Origin of the sequence: Cyanobium sp. BA5m-21 (assembly GCF_024346235.1) — a bacterium.
In the GTDB taxonomy this organism is placed as follows: domain Bacteria; phylum Cyanobacteriota; class Cyanobacteriia; order PCC-6307; family Cyanobiaceae; genus Cyanobium_A; species Cyanobium_A usitatum.
The window spans coordinates 1-20,195 of the sequence record NZ_JAGQCO010000041.1; the positions used below are offsets into that span (position 1 = coordinate 1).

Annotated in this window: 21 protein-coding genes; 13 read left to right on the forward strand and 8 right to left on the reverse strand. The window is 63.5% G+C overall.

Translation table 11 applies throughout. The annotated features are described in order from the left end of the window. Window positions 1-239: 239 nt before the first annotated feature. From ureG to ureE, 3 genes are read right to left on the reverse strand one after another with little or no spacing between them, the layout of a single operon-like run. Window positions 240-836 (reverse strand): urease accessory protein UreG, encoded by a 597-nt coding sequence (gene ureG / locus KBY72_RS11240; protein WP_106502637.1) that lies wholly within the window; start codon window positions 834-836, stop codon window positions 240-242. Between the two features lie 9 nt (window positions 837-845). Continuing rightward, complete coding sequence (locus KBY72_RS11245) at window positions 846-1,487, reverse strand: urease accessory protein UreF (protein WP_254961738.1); 642 nt, start codon at window positions 1,485-1,487, stop codon at window positions 846-848. Further along, the gene (ureE, locus tag KBY72_RS11250; protein WP_254961739.1) at window positions 1,477-1,968 is read right to left on the reverse strand and encodes an urease accessory protein UreE; all 492 of its coding nucleotides are present in this window, start codon (window positions 1,966-1,968) and stop codon (window positions 1,477-1,479) included. Before ureE ends, KBY72_RS11245 begins: the two co-directional genes overlap by 11 nt. Window positions 1,969-2,004: 36 nt before the next feature. Between ureE and KBY72_RS11255 the strand changes: the two genes are divergently transcribed. Genes KBY72_RS11255 through ureC form a run of 4 tightly spaced genes read left to right on the forward strand, consistent with a single transcriptional unit; the run spans window position 2,005 to window position 5,337 of the window. After that, window positions 2,005-2,931 carry an urease accessory protein UreD gene (locus KBY72_RS11255; protein ID WP_396121863.1) on the forward strand — a complete coding sequence of 309 codons (927 nt, stop codon included), beginning with the start codon at window positions 2,005-2,007 and terminating at the stop codon, window positions 2,929-2,931. 37 nt (window positions 2,932-2,968) lie between these two features. Continuing rightward, entirely contained in the window at window positions 2,969-3,271 is a 303-nt protein-coding gene (locus KBY72_RS11260; RefSeq protein ID WP_254961740.1) for an urease subunit gamma, read from the forward strand. A 12-nt stretch (window positions 3,272-3,283) separates the two neighbouring features. Next, entirely contained in the window at window positions 3,284-3,601 is a 318-nt protein-coding gene (locus tag KBY72_RS11265; RefSeq protein WP_106502634.1) for an urease subunit beta, read from the forward strand. Between the two features lie 11 nt (window positions 3,602-3,612). After that, window positions 3,613-5,337 (forward strand): urease subunit alpha, encoded by a 1,725-nt coding sequence (ureC, locus tag KBY72_RS11270; protein ID WP_106502633.1) that lies wholly within the window; start codon window positions 3,613-3,615, stop codon window positions 5,335-5,337. On the opposite strand, the gene KBY72_RS11275 is transcribed toward ureC, so the two are convergent. Further along, complete coding sequence (locus KBY72_RS11275; protein WP_254993634.1) at window positions 5,334-5,849, reverse strand: PilZ domain-containing protein; 516 nt, start codon at window positions 5,847-5,849, stop codon at window positions 5,334-5,336. The genes ureC and KBY72_RS11275 overlap by 4 nt on opposite strands. A 144-nt stretch (window positions 5,850-5,993) precedes the next feature. On the opposite strand from KBY72_RS11275, the gene KBY72_RS11280 reads away from it, so the two are divergent. The 5 genes from KBY72_RS11280 to KBY72_RS11300 are packed head-to-tail and all read left to right on the forward strand — an operon-like array spanning window position 5,994 to window position 11,691. Continuing rightward, window positions 5,994-7,433 (forward strand): circularly permuted type 2 ATP-grasp protein, encoded by a 1,440-nt coding sequence (locus KBY72_RS11280; protein WP_254961742.1) that lies wholly within the window; start codon window positions 5,994-5,996, stop codon window positions 7,431-7,433. Further along, window positions 7,427-8,386: an alpha-E domain-containing protein gene (locus KBY72_RS11285; protein WP_254961743.1), complete on the forward strand. Its 960-nt coding sequence runs from the start codon at window positions 7,427-7,429 to the stop codon at window positions 8,384-8,386. Before KBY72_RS11280 ends, KBY72_RS11285 begins: the two co-directional genes overlap by 7 nt. Further along, the gene (locus KBY72_RS11290) at window positions 8,371-9,252 is read left to right on the forward strand and encodes a transglutaminase family protein (RefSeq protein ID WP_254961744.1); all 882 of its coding nucleotides are present in this window, start codon (window positions 8,371-8,373) and stop codon (window positions 9,250-9,252) included. Before KBY72_RS11285 ends, KBY72_RS11290 begins: the two co-directional genes overlap by 16 nt. Window positions 9,253-9,302: 50 nt before the next feature. Then, window positions 9,303-9,794: a GGDEF domain-containing protein gene (locus KBY72_RS11295; RefSeq protein ID WP_254961745.1), complete on the forward strand. Its 492-nt coding sequence runs from the start codon at window positions 9,303-9,305 to the stop codon at window positions 9,792-9,794. Beyond that, window positions 9,718-11,691: a sensor domain-containing phosphodiesterase gene (locus tag KBY72_RS11300; RefSeq protein ID WP_254993635.1), complete on the forward strand. Its 1,974-nt coding sequence runs from the start codon at window positions 9,718-9,720 to the stop codon at window positions 11,689-11,691. Before KBY72_RS11295 ends, KBY72_RS11300 begins: the two co-directional genes overlap by 77 nt. 4 nt (window positions 11,692-11,695) lie before the next feature. On the opposite strand, the gene KBY72_RS11305 is transcribed toward KBY72_RS11300, so the two are convergent. From KBY72_RS11305 to KBY72_RS11320, 4 genes are all read right to left on the reverse strand, one after another. After that, window positions 11,696-12,172 (reverse strand): redox protein, encoded by a 477-nt coding sequence (locus tag KBY72_RS11305; RefSeq protein ID WP_254961746.1) that lies wholly within the window; start codon window positions 12,170-12,172, stop codon window positions 11,696-11,698. Between the two features lie 143 nt (window positions 12,173-12,315). Beyond that, window positions 12,316-13,104 (reverse strand): uroporphyrinogen-III C-methyltransferase, encoded by a 789-nt coding sequence (cobA, locus tag KBY72_RS11310; RefSeq protein WP_254961747.1) that lies wholly within the window; start codon window positions 13,102-13,104, stop codon window positions 12,316-12,318. Beyond that, the gene (locus KBY72_RS11315; RefSeq protein WP_254961748.1) at window positions 13,101-14,393 is read right to left on the reverse strand and encodes a CbiX/SirB N-terminal domain-containing protein; all 1,293 of its coding nucleotides are present in this window, start codon (window positions 14,391-14,393) and stop codon (window positions 13,101-13,103) included. Before KBY72_RS11315 ends, cobA begins: the two co-directional genes overlap by 4 nt. A 15-nt stretch (window positions 14,394-14,408) precedes the next feature. Continuing rightward, on the reverse strand, window positions 14,409-15,947 hold the full coding sequence (locus KBY72_RS11320) for a ferredoxin--nitrite reductase (RefSeq protein WP_254961749.1): 1,539 nt from the start codon (window positions 15,945-15,947) through the stop codon (window positions 14,409-14,411). Window positions 15,948-16,174: 227 nt separating this feature from the next. On the opposite strand from KBY72_RS11320, the gene KBY72_RS11325 reads away from it, so the two are divergent. The 4 genes from KBY72_RS11325 to KBY72_RS11340 all read left to right on the forward strand — a co-directional run. Next, on the forward strand, window positions 16,175-17,242 hold the full coding sequence (locus KBY72_RS11325; protein ID WP_254961754.1) for an anthranilate phosphoribosyltransferase: 1,068 nt from the start codon (window positions 16,175-16,177) through the stop codon (window positions 17,240-17,242). Window positions 17,243-17,395: 153 nt separating this feature from the next. Then, window positions 17,396-18,709, forward strand: a complete 1,314-nt coding sequence (locus KBY72_RS11330) for a CmpA/NrtA family ABC transporter substrate-binding protein (RefSeq protein WP_254961750.1) — start codon at window positions 17,396-17,398, stop codon at window positions 18,707-18,709. Window positions 18,710-18,821: 112 nt separating this feature from the next. Continuing rightward, window positions 18,822-19,586: a nitrate ABC transporter permease gene (gene ntrB / locus KBY72_RS11335; RefSeq protein WP_396121865.1), complete on the forward strand. Its 765-nt coding sequence runs from the start codon at window positions 18,822-18,824 to the stop codon at window positions 19,584-19,586. Next, window positions 19,587-20,195, forward strand: a 609-nt coding sequence (locus KBY72_RS11340; RefSeq protein ID WP_254993637.1) for an ABC transporter ATP-binding protein, incomplete at its 3' end; no start/stop codon positions are given.

Below are 20,195 nucleotides of genomic sequence, written 5' to 3' on the forward strand. Positions count from 1 at the left end.
TCCAGCCCTCGGTCTTGGGCCAGCAAGAAATACTCATAGCCAGGCCAATTACTGACCAGAACGGTAATAGTGGCTACCCCAGCCCCAGAGCCCGCTGCACTCAGAAGTAAGGGCAGACGAAGCAACCAGGCGCAGCAAATATCGGGGAAAGGCAGACACGGAAGTGATTACCCCGCTGAAATGGACCCGGGGATGAGAGATACCCAATCTCGTTTCCCTTCAGCACATTACCAAAAAAATCAGGGCAGCTGGGCCCACAAAAACTTTTCCACCGCCTCTAGTCCTTCGCCGCTGCGGATGTTGGTGAAGCACCAAGGGCGCCCAGGGCGCATGCGTTCGGTGTCAGCTGCCATCACCTCGAGGCTGGCTCCCACCATGGGAGCCAGGTCGATCTTGTTGATCACCAGCAGATCGGAGCGGGTGATACCCGGGCCGCCCTTGCGAGGGATTTTGTCGCCGGCGGCCACATCGATCACATAGATGCAGAGGTCCACGAGCTCGGGACTGAAGCTGGCGGCCAGGTTGTCGCCGCCGCTCTCCACCAGCACCAAATCCAGATCGGGGAAGGCTGCCTCCAGCTCAGCCACCGCCGCCCGGTTGATCGAACAGTCCTCGCGGATGGCGGTGTGGGGGCAGCCACCGGTTTCAACGCCGCGGATGCGCTCGGGCTCAAGGGCCCCAGCTCGGGTGAGGAACTGGGCATCCTCCTGGGTGTAGATGTCGTTGGTGACAACCGCCAGCTGCAGGCGATCGCGCAGCCGCCGGCAGAGGGCCTCCACCAGGGCGGTTTTGCCCGAGCCCACCGGCCCGGCCACGCCCACCCGCAGCTTGCTCATCCGATCCGCTCAGCTGCGAAACAGCCTGGAGTACAGCTCGGCGTGGCGCAACTGGGCCAGACCCGCACCCACGCCACCGCTCCAGAGCTGGTCGGGATCGGCAGCCGCCAATTCGAGGGCCCGCTGGGCAATCAAAGGCGCCAAACCCAGCTGCAGGCGCTGGGCCTCGGTGGGTCCTAGAGGCACCAGCCGCAACGCCGCACTGAGCTGGTTTGCCACCCAGCCATATAAATAGGCCTCAACCAGCTCGGTGGCGCCAACCTCCAAGGCGCGGCCCGCCAGGGCAAAGGCTGCGGGCCAAGCCAGGTTCAAGGCGGGCGGATTGAAGCCGAGGTCGGCTAGTAGCCCAAGCAGCGAAGCGCCCATCTGGCGCTGCTGGGCGCGCACCTCAGCCCCCTCCCGCAGGGCCAGCAACCAGCTATCGCGCTCGCGCAATTCGGCTGCTTCAGCCAGCAGCAAACCGGGCAAACTGGCAGCCTCCAGCACCAAGGTGCCGCGCTGCAACTCAGCCTCAAGCCAGGCCCTGACCCCAGCCCCGTCCAGCAAAAGCCCGCGCTGCACCAGCACCTCCAAGCCCTCCGAATAACTGAAGGCCCCCACCGGCAGCGCTGGGCTGATCAGTTGAAACAAGCGCAACCGGCTAGTGGTCATGGCTGTGGCCGTAGCCGTGGATGGGGCCGTAGGCACCGGACTCGGGCTGAAAGGGAGCCTGCAGCTGGCCCACCTGCAGACCGCGATGCTCCAGCAGGTGGGCCAGCACGGAATCGGCGAGCAGGCGCAATTCACCAGCCCTGATCTCCATGGCCACGTGGCGATTGCCAAGGTGATAGGCGGCCTGGAGCAGGGCCAGGGGATCGGCGCTGCGCACCTGGATCAGCTCCTCCGCCGCCGCCCGCACCTGCACCAGCGGTTCGGCAGCCGTGGCGGCCAGCCACTCACCGGGTTCCAGGGCTGCCCCCCGGGGCAGCTGCAGCAGCACCTGCCTGCCACAGGCTGTGCAACGCAACCCCCGCAGCTGGGTGCGCTCCACCGCCGAAAGGGCAAGCACCAAGGCAGGAACGGCCCCCGGGCTGGCGGCCAGCCCGCGCTCACGCAGCACCAAAGGCCGGTCAGCAAGCTCGGAGCTGGCCATCGCCGGGTGCACCATGGTCTCTAAACAGCATGCCTGGTGAATCATCCCAACACCATTGCGGCAGGCCGCTGGCACGGCGCCGCTGAGCTGGAGTTCACGGCCCGGCAGGGCAGTCCGGGGGAGCCGCCTGCAACTGTGCATCAGGGCTGGGCTACATCCCCTCTGAAATTGCAACGGGCCTACCCCCAGGCAGACGGCCGCTGCGAATTGCCCCTCCTGCACACCGCCGGCGGCCTGGTGGGGGGCGACCAACTCACCCTGCGGGCCCACCTCGCCCCAGGTAGCCAAGCCCTGCTCACCAGCGTGGCGGCCCAGAAGGTGTATGGCACGGTGGGGCGGTCCCGTTTGGTGCCGCAGGGCCAGTGGGCCCGCCAGAGTTTGCACTTCAGCCTCGAAGCCGGCAGCGACCTGGAATGGCTGCCCCAGGAGCTGGTGCTGTTTGCCGGCGGACTGCTGGAGCAGAACCTCACGGTGGAGCTGGCGGCGGGGGCCAGCTGGCTGGGCATGGACGTCGTACGGCTGGGCCGCAGCGCCGCCGGCGAAACCCTGGGCCAGGGCTGCTGGCGTTCACGGCTGCAGGTTTGTCGCCGCGGCCCCGAAGGTCGCCGCTGGGAGCTGGTGGATCCCCTGGAAATCAGCGGCGCCAGCCTCGCTGCAGAACACGGCATGGCGGGCCAACCGGTGCTGGGATCGCTGGTGTGGGCAGCGCCGCAGCCCCTGGGGGCCGCTGCCCTGGCCCAGCTGCTGGCCGACTGCCGCAGCGACCGCCAGGGGCTGGAGGGCGACCTGGCCTGCGGAGCCCTGGATCAGGGCCTGATCGCCCGCTACCGCGGCCCTTCCAGTCAGGCAGCCCGGTTTTGGTTCACCAGGGTATGGGCCCGGATCCGGGCCGCACGCGGCCTCAGCGCCCCAGAACTGCCGCGGGTATGGCCCTTCCAGGAACAGCCCTTGGGTTCAGGCTGAACGGGTCAAGGCGCCCTAAGGCTGCCAAAGTTGGGCCATGCACCTAACCCCCCAGGAAAAGGACAAGCTGCTGATCGTCACCGCCGCCCTGCTGGCGGAGCGGCGGCTCAACCGCGGCCTCAAGCTGAATCACCCCGAGGCCGTTGCCTGGCTCAGCTTCCAGGTGATCGAGGGCGCCCGGGACGGCAAGACCGTTGCCGCCCTGATGGCCGAGGGCAGCACCTGGCTGAGCCGTGAACAGGTGATGGAGGGCATTCCAGAGCTGGTAAGCGAAGTGCAGATCGAAGCGATGTTTACCGACGGCACCAAGCTTGTGACCCTGCACGACCCGATCCGCTGATCACCGAAAACCATGCCCCCCCTGATCCCTGGTGAACTACTGCCCGAACCCGGTGAGATCGTGCTGAACGCCGGCCGGCCCGTGACAACGCTGCTGGTGGCCAACAGCGGCGATCGTCCCGTGCAGGTGGGCTCCCACTTCCATTTCCACGAAGCCAACAGCGCGCTCAAATTTGACCGCGACGCTGCCCGCGGCCTGCGGCTCGACATCCCCGCCGGCACGGCTATCCGCTTCGAGCCCGGCGACAGCCGCGAAGTGCAGCTGGTGCCCTTCGCCGGCGAGCGCCGCGTCTTCGGCTTCAACGGCCTGGTCAACGGACCGCTCGATTAACCCTTTTCCACATGCCATACCGCATCTCCCGCCGCGCCTACGCCGAGACCTACGGCCCCACCACCGGCGATCGGCTGCGGCTAGCCGACACCGAGCTATTTCTGGAGGTGGAAAAGGATTTCACCGTCTACGGCGATGAGGTGAAATTTGGCGGCGGCAAGGTGATCCGCGACGGCATGGGCCAGGGCCAGACGCCCCGCAGCCAGGGCGCCGTGGACACAGTCATAACCAACGCCCTGATCCTGGATTGGTGGGGGATCGTCAAGGCCGACATCGGCCTGCGCGACGGCCGCATCTGCGCCATCGGCAAAGCGGGCAACCCCGACACCCAGGCGGGCGTGACGATCGTGGTGGGCCCGGGCACCGAAGCGATCGCCGGCGAGGGGCACATCCTTACCGCCGGCTCGATCGACACCCACATCCACTTCATCTGCCCGCAGCAGATTGAAACGGCCCTGGCCAGCGGTGTAACCACCCTGCTGGGGGGCGGCACCGGCCCGGCCACCGGCACCAACGCCACCACCTGCACCCCGGGCGCCTTTCACCTAGCCCGCATGTTGCAGGCCGCCGAGGGCCTGCCGGTAAATCTGGGCTTCTACGGCAAGGGCAACGCCTCCACCCCCGAAGCAATCGAGGAGCAGGTGCGCGCCGGCGCCTGCGGCCTCAAGCTGCACGAAGACTGGGGCACCACCCCAGCCGCGATCGACTGCTGCCTGACGGTGGCCGACCGCTTCGACGTGCAGGTGTGCATCCACTCCGACACCCTCAACGAAGCCGGCTTTGTGGAAGACACGATCCGCGCCATCGGCGGCCGCACCATCCACACCTTTCACACCGAAGGGGCCGGCGGCGGTCACGCCCCCGACATCATCAAAATCTGCGGCGAAGCCAACGTGCTTCCCAGCAGCACCAACCCCACCCGCCCTTACACCCGCAACACGCTCGAGGAGCACCTCGACATGCTGATGGTGTGCCACCACCTGGATCCACGCATCCCGGAGGATGTGGCCTTCGCCGAATCACGCATCCGCCGCGAAACCATCGCCGCCGAAGACATCCTCCACGACTTGGGCGCCTTCTCAATCATCGCCAGCGACTCCCAGGCCATGGGCCGGGTGGGGGAGGTGATCACCCGCACTTTCCAGACCGCCCACAAGATGAAGGTGCAGCGCGGCGCCTTGCCCGAAGATGCCGCTTCAAGTGGAGGCCGCAACGACAACACCCGCTTAAAGCGCTACATCGCCAAAACCACGATCAACCCGGCGATCGCCCACGGGCTCGATTCCCAGATCGGTTCGGTGGAGGTGGGCAAGCTTGCCGATCTGGTGTTGTGGAAGCCGGGCTTTTTCGGGGTGAAACCGGAATTGGTGATCAAGGGTGGCTCAATCGTGTGGGCCCAGATGGGCGATGCCAACGCCTCGATCCCCACCCCCGGACCAGTGCACGGCCGGCCGATGTTTGCCGCTTTTGGGGCCGCCCTGGCCCCCAGCTGCCTCACCTTCATGAGCCAGGCAGCCCTCGATGCCGACCTACCCCGCCAGCTGGGCCTGAAACGACCCTGCGTGCCCGTGACCAACACCCGCGGCGACATCGGCAAGGCCTCAATGAAAAACAACACGGCCCTGCCGAATGTTGAGGTTGACCCCCAGACCTATGAGGTGTTCGCCGATGGGGTGCTGCTCAGCTGCGAACCAGCCGATGTGCTGCCAATGGCCCAGCGCTACTTCTTGCTCTAATCAGCCACCGTTTTGGGGTCACGCGGGCTATTGGGCCGCTCCGGCAGCAGCTGGGGAAGCTGGGGCAGGGGTTCGCTGAAGCCTATCCCCATGGTGGTAAAGGTTCTGGAGCGAACAAACCAACGCATAAAACCCGCCACCTGATGCAAGTCGGCGGTCCGATGCACATGGAAATCAACCAGCAATGCTTGACCTACCTGTAAGTCATGGTTTCCGGTGATAAACAGGCACAAGCCACCTAGACTAATGTCGAGGATGTCGGCATAAAACCACTGGGTGCGAGCTTCAGCGCCTGGGCTGGGCAGCTGAATCAGCAACGGAGGACAGGGAAGCGCCAGGAACCTTTCAAAGCAGCGCTGACCGTCGTCGAGACCCAGAATTTCTGGGTCTTCATCCCCAGCAAAGATTGTTTGGGCCTCATTGCCCCCTGGATCTTTACCGAAGGGTTCTACCCAGGAGACACCAGGCCGTCTGGAGGCATCGCCAGCAGGATTGGGGAGATGGCTGGGCATAACAAAAGCGCCTGGGAGCTGCCATTACTTCACCCTACTGGCGAAGGAAGATAGAGGCCATGGACGGAGCTGGCCTTCCGTATCAACCCACACCGGCGTCAACCCAACGGGTGGACATGATCCCCCCATGGCAGGTGGTGGAGCATGTTTGGGGAATACAGACCAAATCGGGGCTACGACGAATACTTCAGTGCGCCTGATCAGCCCCGCAGCGCCCTGCGGCCCCTGCTCTCCTCCCTGGGCCAGCTGGGCCTCGATGAACTAAATCGCAATCACGCGGCGGCCGGCGTTTTGCTGCGTCGGCTGGGGGCCACCTTTCGCCTCAATGACTCGGGCAACCATGGTGGTGAGCGCATCCTGCCCTTTGACCCCCTGCCGCGGCTGATCGGTAGCGGAGACTGGCAACGCCTCGAGGCAGGCCTGTTCCAGCGGCTGGAGGCGATCGACCTATTTCTGGCCGATGTCTATGGACCCCAAAAAATCCTGAACGACGGCGTAATTCCGCGACAGGACGTGGAGAGCTCCCAGGGCTGGCGACCCCAACTGCAGGGCTTCCAGCCGCCCCTGGGCCGCTGGTGCCACATCTCCGGTTTGGATCTGGTGCGCGATGGCCAGGGCACCTGGCGAGTGCTGGAAGACAACCTGCGCTGTCCCTCCGGCGTGGCCTACTTCCTGGAAAACCGCCGGGTGATGAAGCGGATGTTCCCGAGCCTGTTTGCCGGCCGCACCGTGCAACCTATCGACGATTACCCCTCCCACCTGCTGCAGACCCTGCGGGAGCTGGCCCCCTGGACCGATACCCCCAAGGTGGTGCTGCTCACCCCCGGGGTGTTCAACAGCGCCTACTTCGAGCACAGCTACCTGGCCCAGCAGATGGGCATCCAGCTGGTGGAGGGCCGCGACCTGATCTGCCAGGACGACCGGGTGTGGATGCGCAGCACGGCCGGGCCCGAACCGGTGGATGTGATCTACCGGCGCATCGACGACGACTTCCTCGACCCGGCCGTATTCCGCAGCGATTCGATACTGGGGGTGCGGGGCCTGATGGCCGCTTACCGGGCCGGCCGGGTGGCAATCGCCAACGCACCAGGCACCGGCGTAGCCGACGACAAGCTGATCTACGCCTACCTGCCGGAGATGATCCGCTACTACCTCGGCGAAGATCCAATAATTGAAAACGTACCCACCTACCTCTGCTCCAGGGAGGATGACCGGGCCTACGTGCTGGCCCACCTCAGTGAGCTGGTGGTGAAAGCGGTGGCCGAGGCCGGTGGCTACGGCATGCTCATCGGCCCCCACGCCAGCAGCGAGGAGATCGCCGAGTTTGCCGTCAAGATCCAGGCCGATCCCCGCAACTACATAGCCCAGCCCACCCTCGAGCTCTCCACCGTGCCCTCGCTGAGCGAGGGCGAACTATTCCCCTGTCACGTGGATCTACGGCCCTATGTGCTGCGCGGCAAGGGAGCCTGGGTAAGCCCGGGCGGTCTCACCCGGGTGGCCCTGCGCCGCGGTTCCCTGGTGGTCAACTCTTCCCAAGGTGGCGGCTGCAAGGACACCTGGATCGTGAGTGAACAACCATGCTGAGCCGCGTCGCCGACTCCCTTTATTGGATCAACCGCTATGTGGAGCGGGCCGAAAACATCTCCCGCTTTGTGGAGGTGAGCGAAGCAATGGCCCTCGACTGCCCGCCAGGCAGCGCCGAACCCTGGCTGCCCCTGGTTGATGCCAGTGGTGATCGGGAACTCTTCGATCGTCTTTATCCAGAAGGACGCCCGGAGCAGGTGGTGGAGTTTCTGGTGCGGGCCGAGGCCAATCCCAACAGCGTGGTGAACTGCATCGCCATCGCCCGCGAAAACGCTCGCCAGATCCGCGATGTAATCACCACCGAAATGTGGGAGCAGCTCAACGACATCTATTGGACCCTGTTCGACAACAAGGGGTTCTGGGGTCAGCCCCCCCAGGAACAACTTCGGGACATCCGCCGGGCCTGCCAACTTTTTTATGGCATCACGGATGCCACCCTCAGCCGCGACCTTTCCTGGCAATTCAGCCGCCTGGGGCGGGTGCTGGAGCGGGCTGAAAAAACCACCCGCATCCTCGATGTGAAGTACTTCCTGCTGCTGCCTTCACCTGATGAAGTGGGTGGCGTGCTCGATGAACTGCAGTGGATCTCCCTGCTGCGTAGCGCCGGGGCCTATCAGATGTTCAGGCAGTCACGTCAGCAAGCGATCGAGCCCAAGGCGGTGGCCAGCTTCCTGCTGCTCGACCCGATCTTTCCGCGCTCGGTGCGCTACTGCCTAGAGCGCATCCACGAAACCTTGAGAATCGTGCGCGGCCAGGCGGTGCCAGGAGCTCCAGACGAGCTCGAATGCCTCAGCGGCCTCACCCTGGCCCGCTGGAGCTACAGCCGCATCGACGAGCTGATTGCGAGAGGTTTGCACGAGTCGATCGACGGCCTGCAAAGCGACCTCAACCGGCTCCATGATCTGATCGAACAGCGCTACTTCATCGCCGACCACGCATGCGTGCCCGCGTAACCCACACCTTCACCTACCGCTACAGCGCCCCGGTGCTGCTGGGTCCGCACCGGTTCTGCCTCAAGCCCCGGGGCCACGGCTTTCAGCGGCTGCTGGACTTCCAGCTGGTAGTGACGCCGGAGCCTGGGCGGCTCTACCCCTTGGTGGCAGCCAGCGGCGATGAAATTCTGCGGGCCCGTTTCAATGGGCCAACAGATGCGTTCATCGTGCGGGCCAGCAGCCTGGTGGAAACGGAACCGGCGCCGCTGCTGCAGGTTTGCCTGGAGGGCAGCGAACCGATGCTGCCCTACCCGGTGGGCCACCTGAACGGTGACCTGGCCGGCAGCCTGGAGGGCTGGCTACCCAACGGCCAGCACGACCCAGCCGCGGTGGACATGGCCCAGGAAGCGCTGATGGGCAGCGATCAAAGGGCGCTGATGTTTTTGCAACAGCTGGTGGAAATCATCCAAGACCGGGTCAAGTACACCCAGCGTCACGTGGGTCCGGCCTGGCCCGCCGGCCGCACCCTCAAGGAAAGGGTGGGATCCTGCCGCGATCTGGCGATGCTGATGGTGGAAGCCTGCCGCTGCGTGGGTTTACCGGCCCGCTTCGTGAGCGGCTACCACCTGGTGGAACCAAAGCCTGAGAGCTACGACCTGCACGCCTGGGCCGAGGTGTATCTGCCAGGTGCAGGCTGGCGGGGCTTTGATCCCAGCGGCATAGGCGTGATCGATGATCGCTACATCACCTTGGCCACCTCCTCCAGGCCGGAGCTGACCGCCGCTGTCACCGGCAGCTTTTCGGGTCCGAATGGCGTCGAAAGCCTGCTGGAATGGAGCATTGAGGCAGACATCCAAGAGCCGGCTGCAACCATGCAGTCCGCCTAAGCAAAAGGTGCCTGCAATTGGGTGTCCTCCATTTCCAGACAAACCACCTGATGGCGGCCGCGATCCTTAGCCACGTAAAGCGCGCCATCGGCTGCGGCAATCGCAATGCCCTGTTCTTAAGGCTCAAAGAGGAATGCCTGCGCTGCCGCCGCACCGGCGAGCCCCTCAGCTGCATCACTATCGACGTAGATGGTCTCACCAAAATCAATGACCGCTTTGGCCATAAAATCGGCGACCTAGTTCTGAAACGAGTGGCCAGCGCGGTACGCCAACGGCTGCGCATCACCGACCACTTCTTCCGCAGCGGCGGGGATGAATTCGTGGTGGTGGCCACCGATTGCAATGGGGCCGCCGCCCAGGAAATGGCTGCGGATCTACAAGCCCTGGTGAGCCAGCTGGGGCTAGGCAGCAAGCAGGAACCAGTGCCCACCAGCATCACCACCGGGATAAGCACCATGGAAGGCGATGAGCTCAAACCTGACACCCTGCTGGCTCGCTCGGATACAAACATGCGCCGGGCCAGACAAAATAGGAACTGCTGACCTAATGTTGTGGAGAGGTTTTGGACATCTAGCCCGCGTGCAGGAAGCGCCCATACCCGAAGATGATTCGGCTCGCCTCAAGGAACTGCAGAGCTACGGCGTACTTGATACGCAATCGGAAGCAATCTTTGACGATATCACCCACCTAGTTCAAGATATTACTGGCGCAAAAATAGGAGTTATAAGCCTTATCGACGAAAATCGTCAGTGGTTCAAGTCTTGCGTTGGCCTCGACGACGCACCCAAGGAAACGCCCAGAAATATTTCATTTTGCGGCCACACAATCGTTCAGCGCCGGCCCTTAATTATAAACGATGCCCTTGAAGATGATCGTTTTGCCGATAATCCACTTGTTCAAGGTGAGCCTCGCATCCGTTTTTACGCCGGCTTCCCCCTAATCGCCGCCAACGGCATGGCATTGGGCAGCCTTTGCGCCATTGATATCGAACCGAAGGCCCTCACACCTAAGCAGGTCACATCCCTAGAGCGACTGGCTCGCCAAGTGGTTAGCCAAATGGAACTGCGGCGAGAAGCCCACCTACTGCAATCCGCCGAATTAGCACTGCAGGCCCAAGGGGGAAACGGGCAGGTCAGGCCAGGCATCCAGCTACTTAGTGAAATCAATCCAGTAATGAATCGGGAGCAGCTACAGCAGATGCTGAGCCTGCTGCTTGGCCTAGATCAAGCACCCTGCTTTGCACTGGCGCGCTGCAAGTTCAAGGAGTATTCCCGCGTCAGCGCCAACATTGGGAGTGCTGCGGCGGAGAACCTAATCCAAACTGGCTTAGAACGCCTACGGGACTGTCTACCTGCTCAAGCATCAACCGCCTACTTCTCAGATGACGAGATAGCAATCGTGCTACCACACCTCTCAGAAGAAAGTGCTATCACAGCGATTGCAGAAAGATGCATGGCGAGCCTTGAGGCACCATTAAAACTAAACGACCGTGATATGGAGCTGGGAATGAGCATGGGCATTGCAATCTTCAAAAACAACTATGGCGATGTTGACTCTCTACTCTCTGATGCCAGCATCGCCCAACGCATAGCCATCACTGATCGCAGCAAAAATAGCAGTTTCAACTTCATCGATCTGCCCGCACGACTAGCGGCACAGCATCACTACCAAGTGGAAACTAATCTACGCCGCGCTATCCGACGCAACGAAATGACTCCCTATCTGCAACCGATTGTTGATATCGCCACGGGCAAGCCTGTAGGCCTGGAATGCCTGATGCGCTGGCGCACCGAAAGCGGCGAAATGATGCTGCCCAATAATTTTTTACAGATATCTCACCTGGCCGGGCTCAGCGGTGAACTTGATCTTCAGATAATCCAGAAAGCAATCCAAGCCAGCCATGAACTAGCCAGCGCTGCACCAGGGCAGCCGCTGCAACTCTCAGTGAATCTCTCCGGCCTACTGCTGGAAAGCGAGGGCCAGCGCCAAAGGTTGCTGCAACTGATCCGCTCCACCCCCTTGCCAAAAAATTGGCAGCTGCAAGTGGAACTGGTAGAGGATTATTTAGATGACAATGGCTCGGAACTAGGAATCTTCCTCAACTCCCTGCGCCGCCTGGGAGTTACCATCGCCATCGACGACTTCGGCACGGGTTATTCCTCGCTCAGCCGCCTCCACAACTATCCAGTGCGCACGGTGAAGGTCGATTGCAGCTTTGTTGAGCGCATCGACGACAGTAGCAATCCCAGCAACCAGTTGCTAAAAACAATCCAGAATCTCTGTGCCGATTTAGGACTGGAAAGTACCGCTGAAGGGGTTGAAACGGACTCTCAACGCGCCTGGCTGCTGCAGAACGGCTATAGGCATGCTCAGGGCTACCTATTCAGCCGGCCGATGTCGGTGGCTGCTATGGCCCACTACTTAGCCGAAATTCACTAGGAAACTACCAGCTAACCCCGTGCAACTTAGGCAGGGGGGCCGTTTTAAAAGTTGTAGCAAATAATCGGGGAATAAGGCGACTGTTGTATACCCGAAACTCCCGCACCACGCTGGCACCAGCCTCACGCACAGCCTGATTAAGCACCACAGAACCATCGTGATCAGAAACTGAGCGGTGAAACGTTCCCGGAGGAATGCGCAGGATGTCGCCACCTGTTTCTAGGCGAACAATGTGATAGGGATAATTCCAGCCCAAATTAACCAAGTAAAAAGTTCGGCCGCCGTGCAGGGCCAACAAATTATCTTCCTGGTGGGGGTGCAGATAAAACTGCCAGGCACCAGTCTTCTCCTCATCCGGAGGGCTCACGGCCGGACCGGCATGGATCACCAGATCGCGGGCATTGGAGCTGGCAACGGTGATATCAAAGAAACGAACAGCGGGGGTATCGCGGAACTTTTCGTAGGGAATCAGCTCAAACATCGGCGCAGACTGGGAAGTGCCAGACCGGGGAAGGGAAGACATTCGGGTAAGAGCAGCGGGTGCTGCCAGATCAAGGCCTAATGAAACTCACCACCGGGGAGCCGGCCGTCGCAACCACTACCTATCAAGGAAACTTGCTTGGATCAGAAGGGGATTGGCATCTCCACATCAGCGGGCTCGGGGGCACATACCGGCACCCGCTGGGCCACCACTTCGCCCAGCACCACGATTGAGGGCGAAGCAAAATCCTGCTCCTCAGCCCGGTCGGCCAGCTCACCCAGCACGCTGATCAACTGCCGCTGACCGCGCACGGTGCCCTGCTGAATCACAGCCGCGGGCGTGTCGGGGGCTAGGCCACCCGCCATCAGCTCCTCGGCGATGCGGCGCAGGTTATGCAGGCCCATGTAGATCACCAAGCCATCACTGGTCTGGGCCAGGCCGCGCCAGTTGACCCCTGGGCGGCCCTTATCGATTTCCTCATGGCCCGTCACGAAGGTGACGCTGGAGCCGGCGCGGCGGTGGGTAACAGGAATGCCCGCGTAGGCCGGAGCCGCGATGCCAGCGGTTACGCCTGGCACCACCTGCACCGGCACGCCCTTGGCGGCTAGGTGGGCGGCTTCCTCGCCGCCGCGTCCAAACAAAAAGGGATCACCGCCCTTTAGCCGCACGATCAGGCGATGGCGGCTGGCCAGTTCCACCAGCACCGCGTTGGTGCTTGGCTGCGGAACGGAATGGTGACCGCGGCGCTTACCGACAAAGTGGAGCTCGCAGCCTTGGGGCACCAGATTCAGCAGGGCCTGGGGCACCAAGGAGTCGTAGACGAGGGCGTCGCACTGGCGCAGCAGCCGGTGGGCCTTGAGGGTGAGCAGCTCCGGATCACCGGGGCCCGCCCCCACCAGATAAACCGTGCCGAGCTGGGCCGGGGCACTCATGGCAGGGCCTCGAGTTCAGCCAGCAGCAGCTGGCGCAAGCCAGGCCGCTGCAGCAACGGCGGACCCACCTGCTCGGCTAGCTGGTCGGTGAGCCGGTTGGCGGCCAGGGCCAGGGCCAAGGCTGGAGCGGCAAGGGTCAGCTTCAGCTGCGCGAGATGGTCTGCACTGTATGGAGTGGCGACGCAGTGGGCGCCGGTGCGCCGCTCCAGGCTGGTGAGATACCGCGCTGCCAGGGGACCCTCCAAGGGGTGATGCAGCAGTAAGGGCCGGGCATCCTGCGTAGCCAATCCGGCCAGCTCCGTAGCGAGGGCCGCCTGCCAGCGGGGCCAGGCCCCCAGGAAAGGCCAGTGCTGGACGCGGGCAAAAGCCGACCAATGGCGCACAATCGCCGGCAAATCGTGGCGCACATGGCCGCCGGGCAGCAGCAGCAGCGGCACCAAGCCGAGGACTTGACCCGGCTGCAGCAGCTCGGTCGCCGCCGGCGGCGGCGCCGCCGAAAGGGCCTGGAGCCGCACCGGCGCACCACGGCGGCACTCCAGCTCGGCGGCCAGGGCCACCAACTCGGCAGGCAGCTGGCCGCCGGCGCGGCCATGCACCACCAGTAGCAGGGGTTGGGCGGGGGTGGCCGCGAGGCGGCGACCAAGGCGCGCCGCCACCTGGGGATCGAGCTCGCAGAGCCGCAGGGGCACCAGGGCGCGGCGGGCTCCGGGCAGACGGGCCAGCAGATCCACCGCCGGGGCAGCCAGCTGGGGATCGAGGTCGCCGGCCAGGGAGCTGAGGCCAGCCACCAGTTGGTGCCGGGGCCACACCGACAAACCACGGGCTACCCCTTCGAGAGCGGCGCGCCGCAATGGGGTAGCGATTGGGGGCCGCATCCAGCTCAGCAGCACGGGCCAGGCCGCAGCCTGGCGCTGGTGACCCAGCAGGGGCAGCAGGGCTATCGCCACGGCCTGGCCAAGAACGCCCGGGCCGGGGGCCAATTGCTGCAGCAGCCAGGCGGCACTAGCCCCATCCCGCTGGCGCAGCACCTGGCTGGGAAGGCCGGGATCGGGATCGGGCTGCTGGCGCCACCAACGCAGCAAACGCCGCTGGGACGGCGGATCCAGCCGCTCCGCCAGCACGGCAAGCAGGTCTGGGTCGGCGCTAAGGCTGCCGTTTTCCAGCGCCAGCAGCCAGGGTTCAAGGTCCAGCTCAGGCTGGTTGCGCAGCTGTTGCAGCCAGCCCCAGCGTGCCGGGGAGCCGCAGGCCGGCAGCTGGGCTGGCTCGCACTGGGGCAGGGCAGAGCTCAAAGCCGCCCTCCGCGCTCAGGAAGCCGCCGGCTCGCGGCGCCGGGCTCCAAATTGCTCCAGCAGCAGCTGCTCCAGCACATCGGCAAGATCACTGAGGGGTACGCCTTTTTCATGCAGCTCGGCCAGCTTGGGCTCGGCGCCCATGGAGCCGCCAAGAAAGATCTTGGCCGCCTCCACCATCTGACCATCCTTACGGGCCTTCGCCCCCATCAGCCCGATCTGACCCATGTAGGGCTGGCCGCAGGCATTGGGGCAGCCGGTCCAGTGCATGCGCACCGCCTCAGGCAATTCGATGCGCTGCTCCAGCTCTTCGAGCACCTGCTGGGCCACGCCCTTGGTGGGGATCAAAGCGAAGCTGCAGTAGGCGTTGCCGGTGCAGCTCACCGCTTCGGCCTGCAGGGTCGAAGGGTCGGGGCGGAAGCGCTGCAGCAGGGGTGCAGCCAGTAGGGCCTCGAGGCGATCGCCGGGCACATCAACGATCAAGGCGTTCTGGGCCTCGGTGAGACGCAGCTCGCCGCTGCCATAGGTGCGCGCCAAAGCGGCAAGCTCCAGCATCGAAGCCGCGTCCAGCCGGCCCATCGGCACGTGCAGCCCCACCCAGTGGAGCCCCTCCTGCTTTTGGGCCTGCACGCCCAGGCCCGAGCGGGGGGCGCGGTTTACCAGGTGGGAGCCAGCGTGGCTGAGCACGGGTTCGGCAAAGGCTGCAACCAGCTCAGCCCGGTAGGCATCGATCCCGAGCTCGTCGATCAGATACATCAACCGGCTTTTGTTGCGCTGCTGCCGGTTGCCTGCGCGCTCGTAGTGATGCAACAACGCCAGGGTGAAGTCGGCTAGCTGCTCCGCCCGCAGCCACAGTCCCAGGGGCACCGCCAACTCGTTGCGCTGAGCTGAAAAGAAGCCCCCCACCAGCACCGTGAAACCCAGCTCACCGTTGTGCTCCGCCGGCAGGAAAGCCAGGTCGTTGTGAAGCAGGAAGCTATCTGATGCGCCCCCCACGGCCACATTGAACTTGCGCGGCAGGTTGCGGGGACCGGCCGGCCCCAGCAGCCGCGCCTGAATCGCCTCCACCAGGGGGCGGGTGTCGACGATCTCCTCTGGGTCAATGCCCGCCAGCGGGTTGCCGGTGATGTTGCGGGGGTTGTCGTGGCCCGACTGGCGGCTGGTGAGCCCCAAGGTCTCCAGCGCCACCATCAGCGGCGCCATGTCCTCCAGCAGCAGGCCCCGCAGCTGCAGGTTTTGGCGGGTGGTGATGTCGGCACTGCCGTGCTCGCCACAACGATCGATCGCCTCAGCCAGCAGCTCCAGCTGCTCAGCGCTGATCACGCCGTTGGGCAGCCGCAGCCGCAACATGAAGCGCCCGGGCGTCACAGGCCGGAAGAAGATCCCCAGCCACTTGAGCCGGATCGTGAGCGTGGCTTCGTCGAGTGCTTCCCAGCCTTCACGCCCCATTTCGGCAAGCCGGGGCGCCAACTCCAAGCCGCAGAGCTCGGCCTTGGCCTGCTCGATTTTGCTGAGGGGCGGCTGGCTGGCCGCAGAAATGGTGGAGCTAGTCATGGGGCGGAATCTCGAAACACGGAACAACCTCGGCATGTCCGCCCTGCCGCCACACAGCCGCAAGGTGGATCCGAGCAAGCGCCGATGAGAGCTACGCCGCCGGAAAACAGAAATGGGAAAAAAGCTCCCCGCAGGGAGACAATTGGAATTGTCTGCAGTGCGAGTCGCTTCCTGTGTCGCAACCGCTACAATCCACAGTTCCAGAGGCGGAGGCAGAGCTCAGACGCCTGCAGCGCCTCGAAGCCCTCGGCCCCGAACGGGCCCGCTTTCGCGAACTGATTGCCAAGGTGGGCAGCGGTGAGCACACCAGCACGGGCCTCAGCCGCGATGAGGCCCGCGACGCCATGGACCTGATGCTCCAGGGTCAGGCAAGCGATGCGCAGCTTGGAGCCTTCCTGATCGCCCACCGGATTCGCCGGCCGCTGCCGATCGAATTGACCGGCATGCTCGATAGCTACCGCAGCCACGGCCCAAAGCTGGAGACCCCTGGCCGCCAGGCCATTTGTTTCGGCGTGCCCTACGACGGCCGCAGCCGCACCGCCCCCCTGCTGCCCCTGCTCGCCCTAGTGCTAGCCGGCGCCGAGATCCCGGTGGTGCTGCACGGCGGCGACCCGATGCCGGTTAAGTACGGCGTCACCCTGGCCGAGCTTTTTTCCGCCCTCGGCATTGAATGGCGTGGGCTCAGCCTCGCCGCACTGCAGCAACGGTTGAGCACCCACCACCTGGGCCTCACCCACCAGCCCGACCACTTCCCAGCTGCGGAAAGGTTGCTGCCGGTGCGCGATGAAATTGGCAAGCGCCCCCCCGTGGCCAGCCTGGAACTGCTCTGGACCCCCCACTGCGGCGACCACCTACTAGTGAGTGGTTTCGTCCATCCCCCCACCGAAAAACGGGCCTGGGAGGCCCTGGCCACCGCCGGTGAAACCGAGGTGCTCACCGTGAAGGGCCTGGAGGGGTCGACCGACCTACCCACCAGCCGGGCTGGCATCACCGCCCGGGTCCGCCAGGGCTCGCTGGAGCGGCTGCTCGTGCACCCCCGGGACCACGGCCTCCACGGCGATGAAATCGCCTGGGAAAACTTGGAAACCTGGCAGCAGCAAGCACTGGCCGCCCTCGGTGGCGAAGGCCCCCTGGCCGCACCGCTGCTCTGGAATCTGGGGGCCTACCTCTGGCTGGCTGATCGCTTCGAAAACCTTGCTGACGCCCTCGAGCAAGCGCGAGCTCTACTCGCCTCGAGGTGCGGCGAGCGACTGCGGCAAACCCTGGCCAATCCCAGCGAAAGCGGCAATCGGTAGCAATTGCAACCCTCAAGTTGAAGCCAGCCGTGGTCTTGTAATTGGGTCGGTCAGCTTGTGCGCCGGCTCGATTTTTAGACCGGTTCGGTGCGCTTCTTTGTGGAGCCCGTCCGGAGTGCAGTTGCCGCCACTCCGGCCCATCCCAATCCAGCCATGTCCAACCTTTCGCGCCGCAAGTTTCTAATCACCGCCGCCGGTTCGGCAGCTGGAGCCATCTGGCTAGCCGCCTGTGGCAGCCCCAGCAAAAAATCTGAAAATCAAACAACAAGTCAGGCCGGTGGTGCGGATGCACCTGAGCTGAAGACTGCCACCTTGGGCTTCATCGCCCTCACCGACGCTGCGCCCCTGATCATTGCCCTGGAGAAGGGTTTGTTTGCCAAGCACGGCATGCCCGAGGTGAAGGTGGTGAAGCAAACCTCCTGGGCCGCAACCCGCGACAACCTGGAGCTAGGTAGCAGCGGCGGCGGCATTGATGGCGCCCACATCCTCTCGCCTATGCCGCTACTGCTAACTGCCGGCACGATCACCAAGACCAAGCAGCCCCTGCCGATGTACACCCTGGCGCGGCTAAACCTGCAGGGCCAGGGGCTGTCGGTGTCGAAGGACTACCTGGCTAACAAGCTCAGCATCGACAACAAAGAAGGCTTGGCAAAAGCAACGCAACAGGCCAGCGCTAAGGGCAAGAAATTCAAAGCGGCCGTTACCTTCCCCGGCGGCACCCACGACCTATGGATGCGCTATTGGCTCGCCGCCAATGGCATTGATCCCAATAAGGATGCCGACCTGGTAGTGGTGCCACCCCCCCAGATGGTGGCAAACATGCAGACCGGCACCATGGACACCTTCTGCGTTGGTGAGCCCTGGAATCAGCGCCTGGTGAACAAGAAACTGGGTTACACAGCCGCCGTCACCGGCGAACTCTGGAAAAACCACCCCGAGAAGGCCTTCTCAATGCGGGCCGACTGGGTTGATCAAAACCCCAAGGCCGCTAAAGCCCTGCTGATGGCCGTTCAGGAAGCCCAGATCTGGTGTGAAGATCCAGCAAACCTTGATGAACTCTGCGAAATCACAGCCAAAGACAAATACTTCAAAGTCAGCGTAGCCGACATCAAACCCCGTCTGGCCGGCGACATCGACTACGGCGATGGCCGCGTTGTTAAAAACAGCCCTCTGAGAATGCGCTTCTGGAGCGAAAACGCCTCCTTCCCCTTCAAGAGCCACGACAAGTGGTTTGTTACCGAAGATATGCGCTGGGGCTACCTACCCTCTGACACCGATATCGGTGCTTTGGTAAATAAGGTGAACCGGGCTGATCTCTGGAAGGAAGCCGCCAACTCAATCGGCCAAGGAAAGGCCATTCCCGGCAGCGATTCGCGCGGCAAGGAAACCTTCTTTGACGGTGTGGTGTTCGACCCAGAAAATCCCAAGGCCTACCTAGATGCCCTAGCAATCAAGGCGATGAAGTGAACTTAAAGGCCCAGCAACTTCCCCGTTCCCTCTCCCGCCATCCGTGAACCCCAACGCTTCTCCGGGCCGGCCCTCCCGCCGGCGCCGGCTGCTGCCGGCACTGCCCCAAATCATGCCCTATCTGCTCTGCATCGGTGCTTTTCTGCTGGTTTGGCAGTTGCTTTCGGGCGCTCTTGGCGCTGCGCGACTTCCCGGCCCGATCAACGTGCTGGTTGATACCTGGGATCCCTACATCAGCCAGCCGTTTTTCGATGACGGTGGCACCAGCAAGGGCCTGGGCTGGCAGATCCTGATCTCGCTGCAACGGGTGGCGGTGGGCTACGGCTTGGCGGCGGTCGTGGGAGTCGCCATCGGCGGCCTGCTCGGATTAAATCGCTTCGCCGGCAAAGGGTTTGATCCGGTGGTGCAGGTGCTGCGCACCGTGCCACCACTGGCCTGGTTTCCGATTTCGCTGATGGTATTTCAAGACGCCAATACCTCGGCGGTATTTGTGATCTTCATCACGGCGATCTGGCCGATCATTATCAATACGGCTGTGGGTATCCAGGAGATCCCCCAGGACTACACCAACGTGGCCAGGGTGCTGCGCCTCAGCAAGCGGGCCTACATCAGCAACATCGTGATTCCGGCCACGGTGCCCTACGTATTCACCGGCCTACGCATCGCCGTGGGCCTGGCCTGGCTGGCAATCGTGGCTGCAGAGATGCTGAAGGCCGACGGCGGCATCGGCTACTTCATCTGGGATGCCTACAACGCCGGCGGCGATGCCAGCTCCAGCCAAATAATCCTGGCGATCATTTATGTGGGAGTGGTGGGCCTGCTGCTGGATCGCCTGGTGGCCTGGGTGGGGCGCAAGGTAAGCAAGGGAGCCGCCTAAATGACCACTCCAGCTGGACTGATCAGCGTCGATGCCGTAACCCAGGTATTTCCCCTCGATGACGGCGGCCGCTACGTAGCTCTGCAGGGCATCAATCTCGATATCGCCGCAGGCGAATTTGTATCGCTGATTGGCCACTCCGGCTGCGGCAAGAGCACCCTGCTCAACCTGCTAGCCGGGCTCGACCAGGCCAGCGAGGGCGGCATCTTGATTAATGGCCGTCAGGTGACCGATCCAGGCCCTGATCGCATGGTGGTGTTCCAGAACTATTCGCTGTTGCCCTGGCTCACGGTGCGCCAAAACATCGCCCTTGCCGTAAACACCGTCTACCCCTCCAAAAGCACCCAGGAGCGGCGCGAGATTGTTGATCGCAACATCCAAACGGTGAATCTCAGCGCAGCCGCCAACAAATTTCCAGCCGAACTATCAGGCGGCATGAAGCAGCGGGTGGCGATTGCTCGGGCCCTGGCCATCCGGCCCAAGCTGCTGCTGCTCGATGAACCCTTTGGCGCCCTCGACGCCCTCACCCGCGGCAATTTGCAGCAGCAGCTAATGCAGATCTGTCAGGAATCGGGGCTTACCGCCGTGATGGTCACCCACGACGTCGAC

Excerpts from the sequence above, each read along its gene's own strand:
- KBY72_RS11285 (WP_254961743.1), top strand. The coding sequence starts at position 7,427 with ATGCTGAGCCGCGTCGCCGACTCCCTTTATTGGATCAACCGCTATGTG.
- KBY72_RS11295 (WP_254961745.1), top strand. The coding sequence starts at position 9,303 with ATGGCGGCCGCGATCCTTAGCCACGTAAAGCGCGCCATCGGCTGCGGC.
- KBY72_RS11265 (WP_106502634.1), top strand. The coding sequence starts at position 3,284 with ATGCCCCCCCTGATCCCTGGTGAACTACTGCCCGAACCCGGTGAGATC.
- KBY72_RS11245 (WP_254961738.1), bottom strand. The coding sequence starts at position 1,487 with ATGACCACTAGCCGGTTGCGCTTGTTTCAACTGATCAGCCCAGCGCTG.
- KBY72_RS11300 (WP_254993635.1), top strand. The coding sequence starts at position 9,718 with ATGAGCTCAAACCTGACACCCTGCTGGCTCGCTCGGATACAAACATGC.
- KBY72_RS11280 (WP_254961742.1), top strand. The coding sequence starts at position 5,994 with ATGTTTGGGGAATACAGACCAAATCGGGGCTACGACGAATACTTCAGT.
- KBY72_RS11275 (WP_254993634.1), bottom strand. The coding sequence starts at position 5,849 with ATGCCCAGCCATCTCCCCAATCCTGCTGGCGATGCCTCCAGACGGCCT.
- ureG (WP_106502637.1), bottom strand. The coding sequence starts at position 836 with ATGAGCAAGCTGCGGGTGGGCGTGGCCGGGCCGGTGGGCTCGGGCAAA.
- KBY72_RS11305 (WP_254961746.1), bottom strand. The coding sequence starts at position 12,172 with ATGTTTGAGCTGATTCCCTACGAAAAGTTCCGCGATACCCCCGCTGTT.
- cobA (WP_254961747.1), bottom strand. The coding sequence starts at position 13,104 with ATGAGTGCCCCGGCCCAGCTCGGCACGGTTTATCTGGTGGGGGCGGGC.
- KBY72_RS11330 (WP_254961750.1), top strand. The coding sequence starts at position 17,396 with ATGTCCAACCTTTCGCGCCGCAAGTTTCTAATCACCGCCGCCGGTTCG.
- ureC (WP_106502633.1), top strand. The coding sequence starts at position 3,613 with ATGCCATACCGCATCTCCCGCCGCGCCTACGCCGAGACCTACGGCCCC.
- ntrB (WP_396121865.1), top strand. The coding sequence starts at position 18,822 with ATGCCCTATCTGCTCTGCATCGGTGCTTTTCTGCTGGTTTGGCAGTTG.
- KBY72_RS11320 (WP_254961749.1), bottom strand. The coding sequence starts at position 15,947 with ATGACTAGCTCCACCATTTCTGCGGCCAGCCAGCCGCCCCTCAGCAAA.
- KBY72_RS11290 (WP_254961744.1), top strand. The coding sequence starts at position 8,371 with ATGCGTGCCCGCGTAACCCACACCTTCACCTACCGCTACAGCGCCCCG.
- KBY72_RS11260 (WP_254961740.1), top strand. The coding sequence starts at position 2,969 with ATGCACCTAACCCCCCAGGAAAAGGACAAGCTGCTGATCGTCACCGCC.
- ureE (WP_254961739.1), bottom strand. The coding sequence starts at position 1,968 with ATGGCCAGCTCCGAGCTTGCTGACCGGCCTTTGGTGCTGCGTGAGCGC.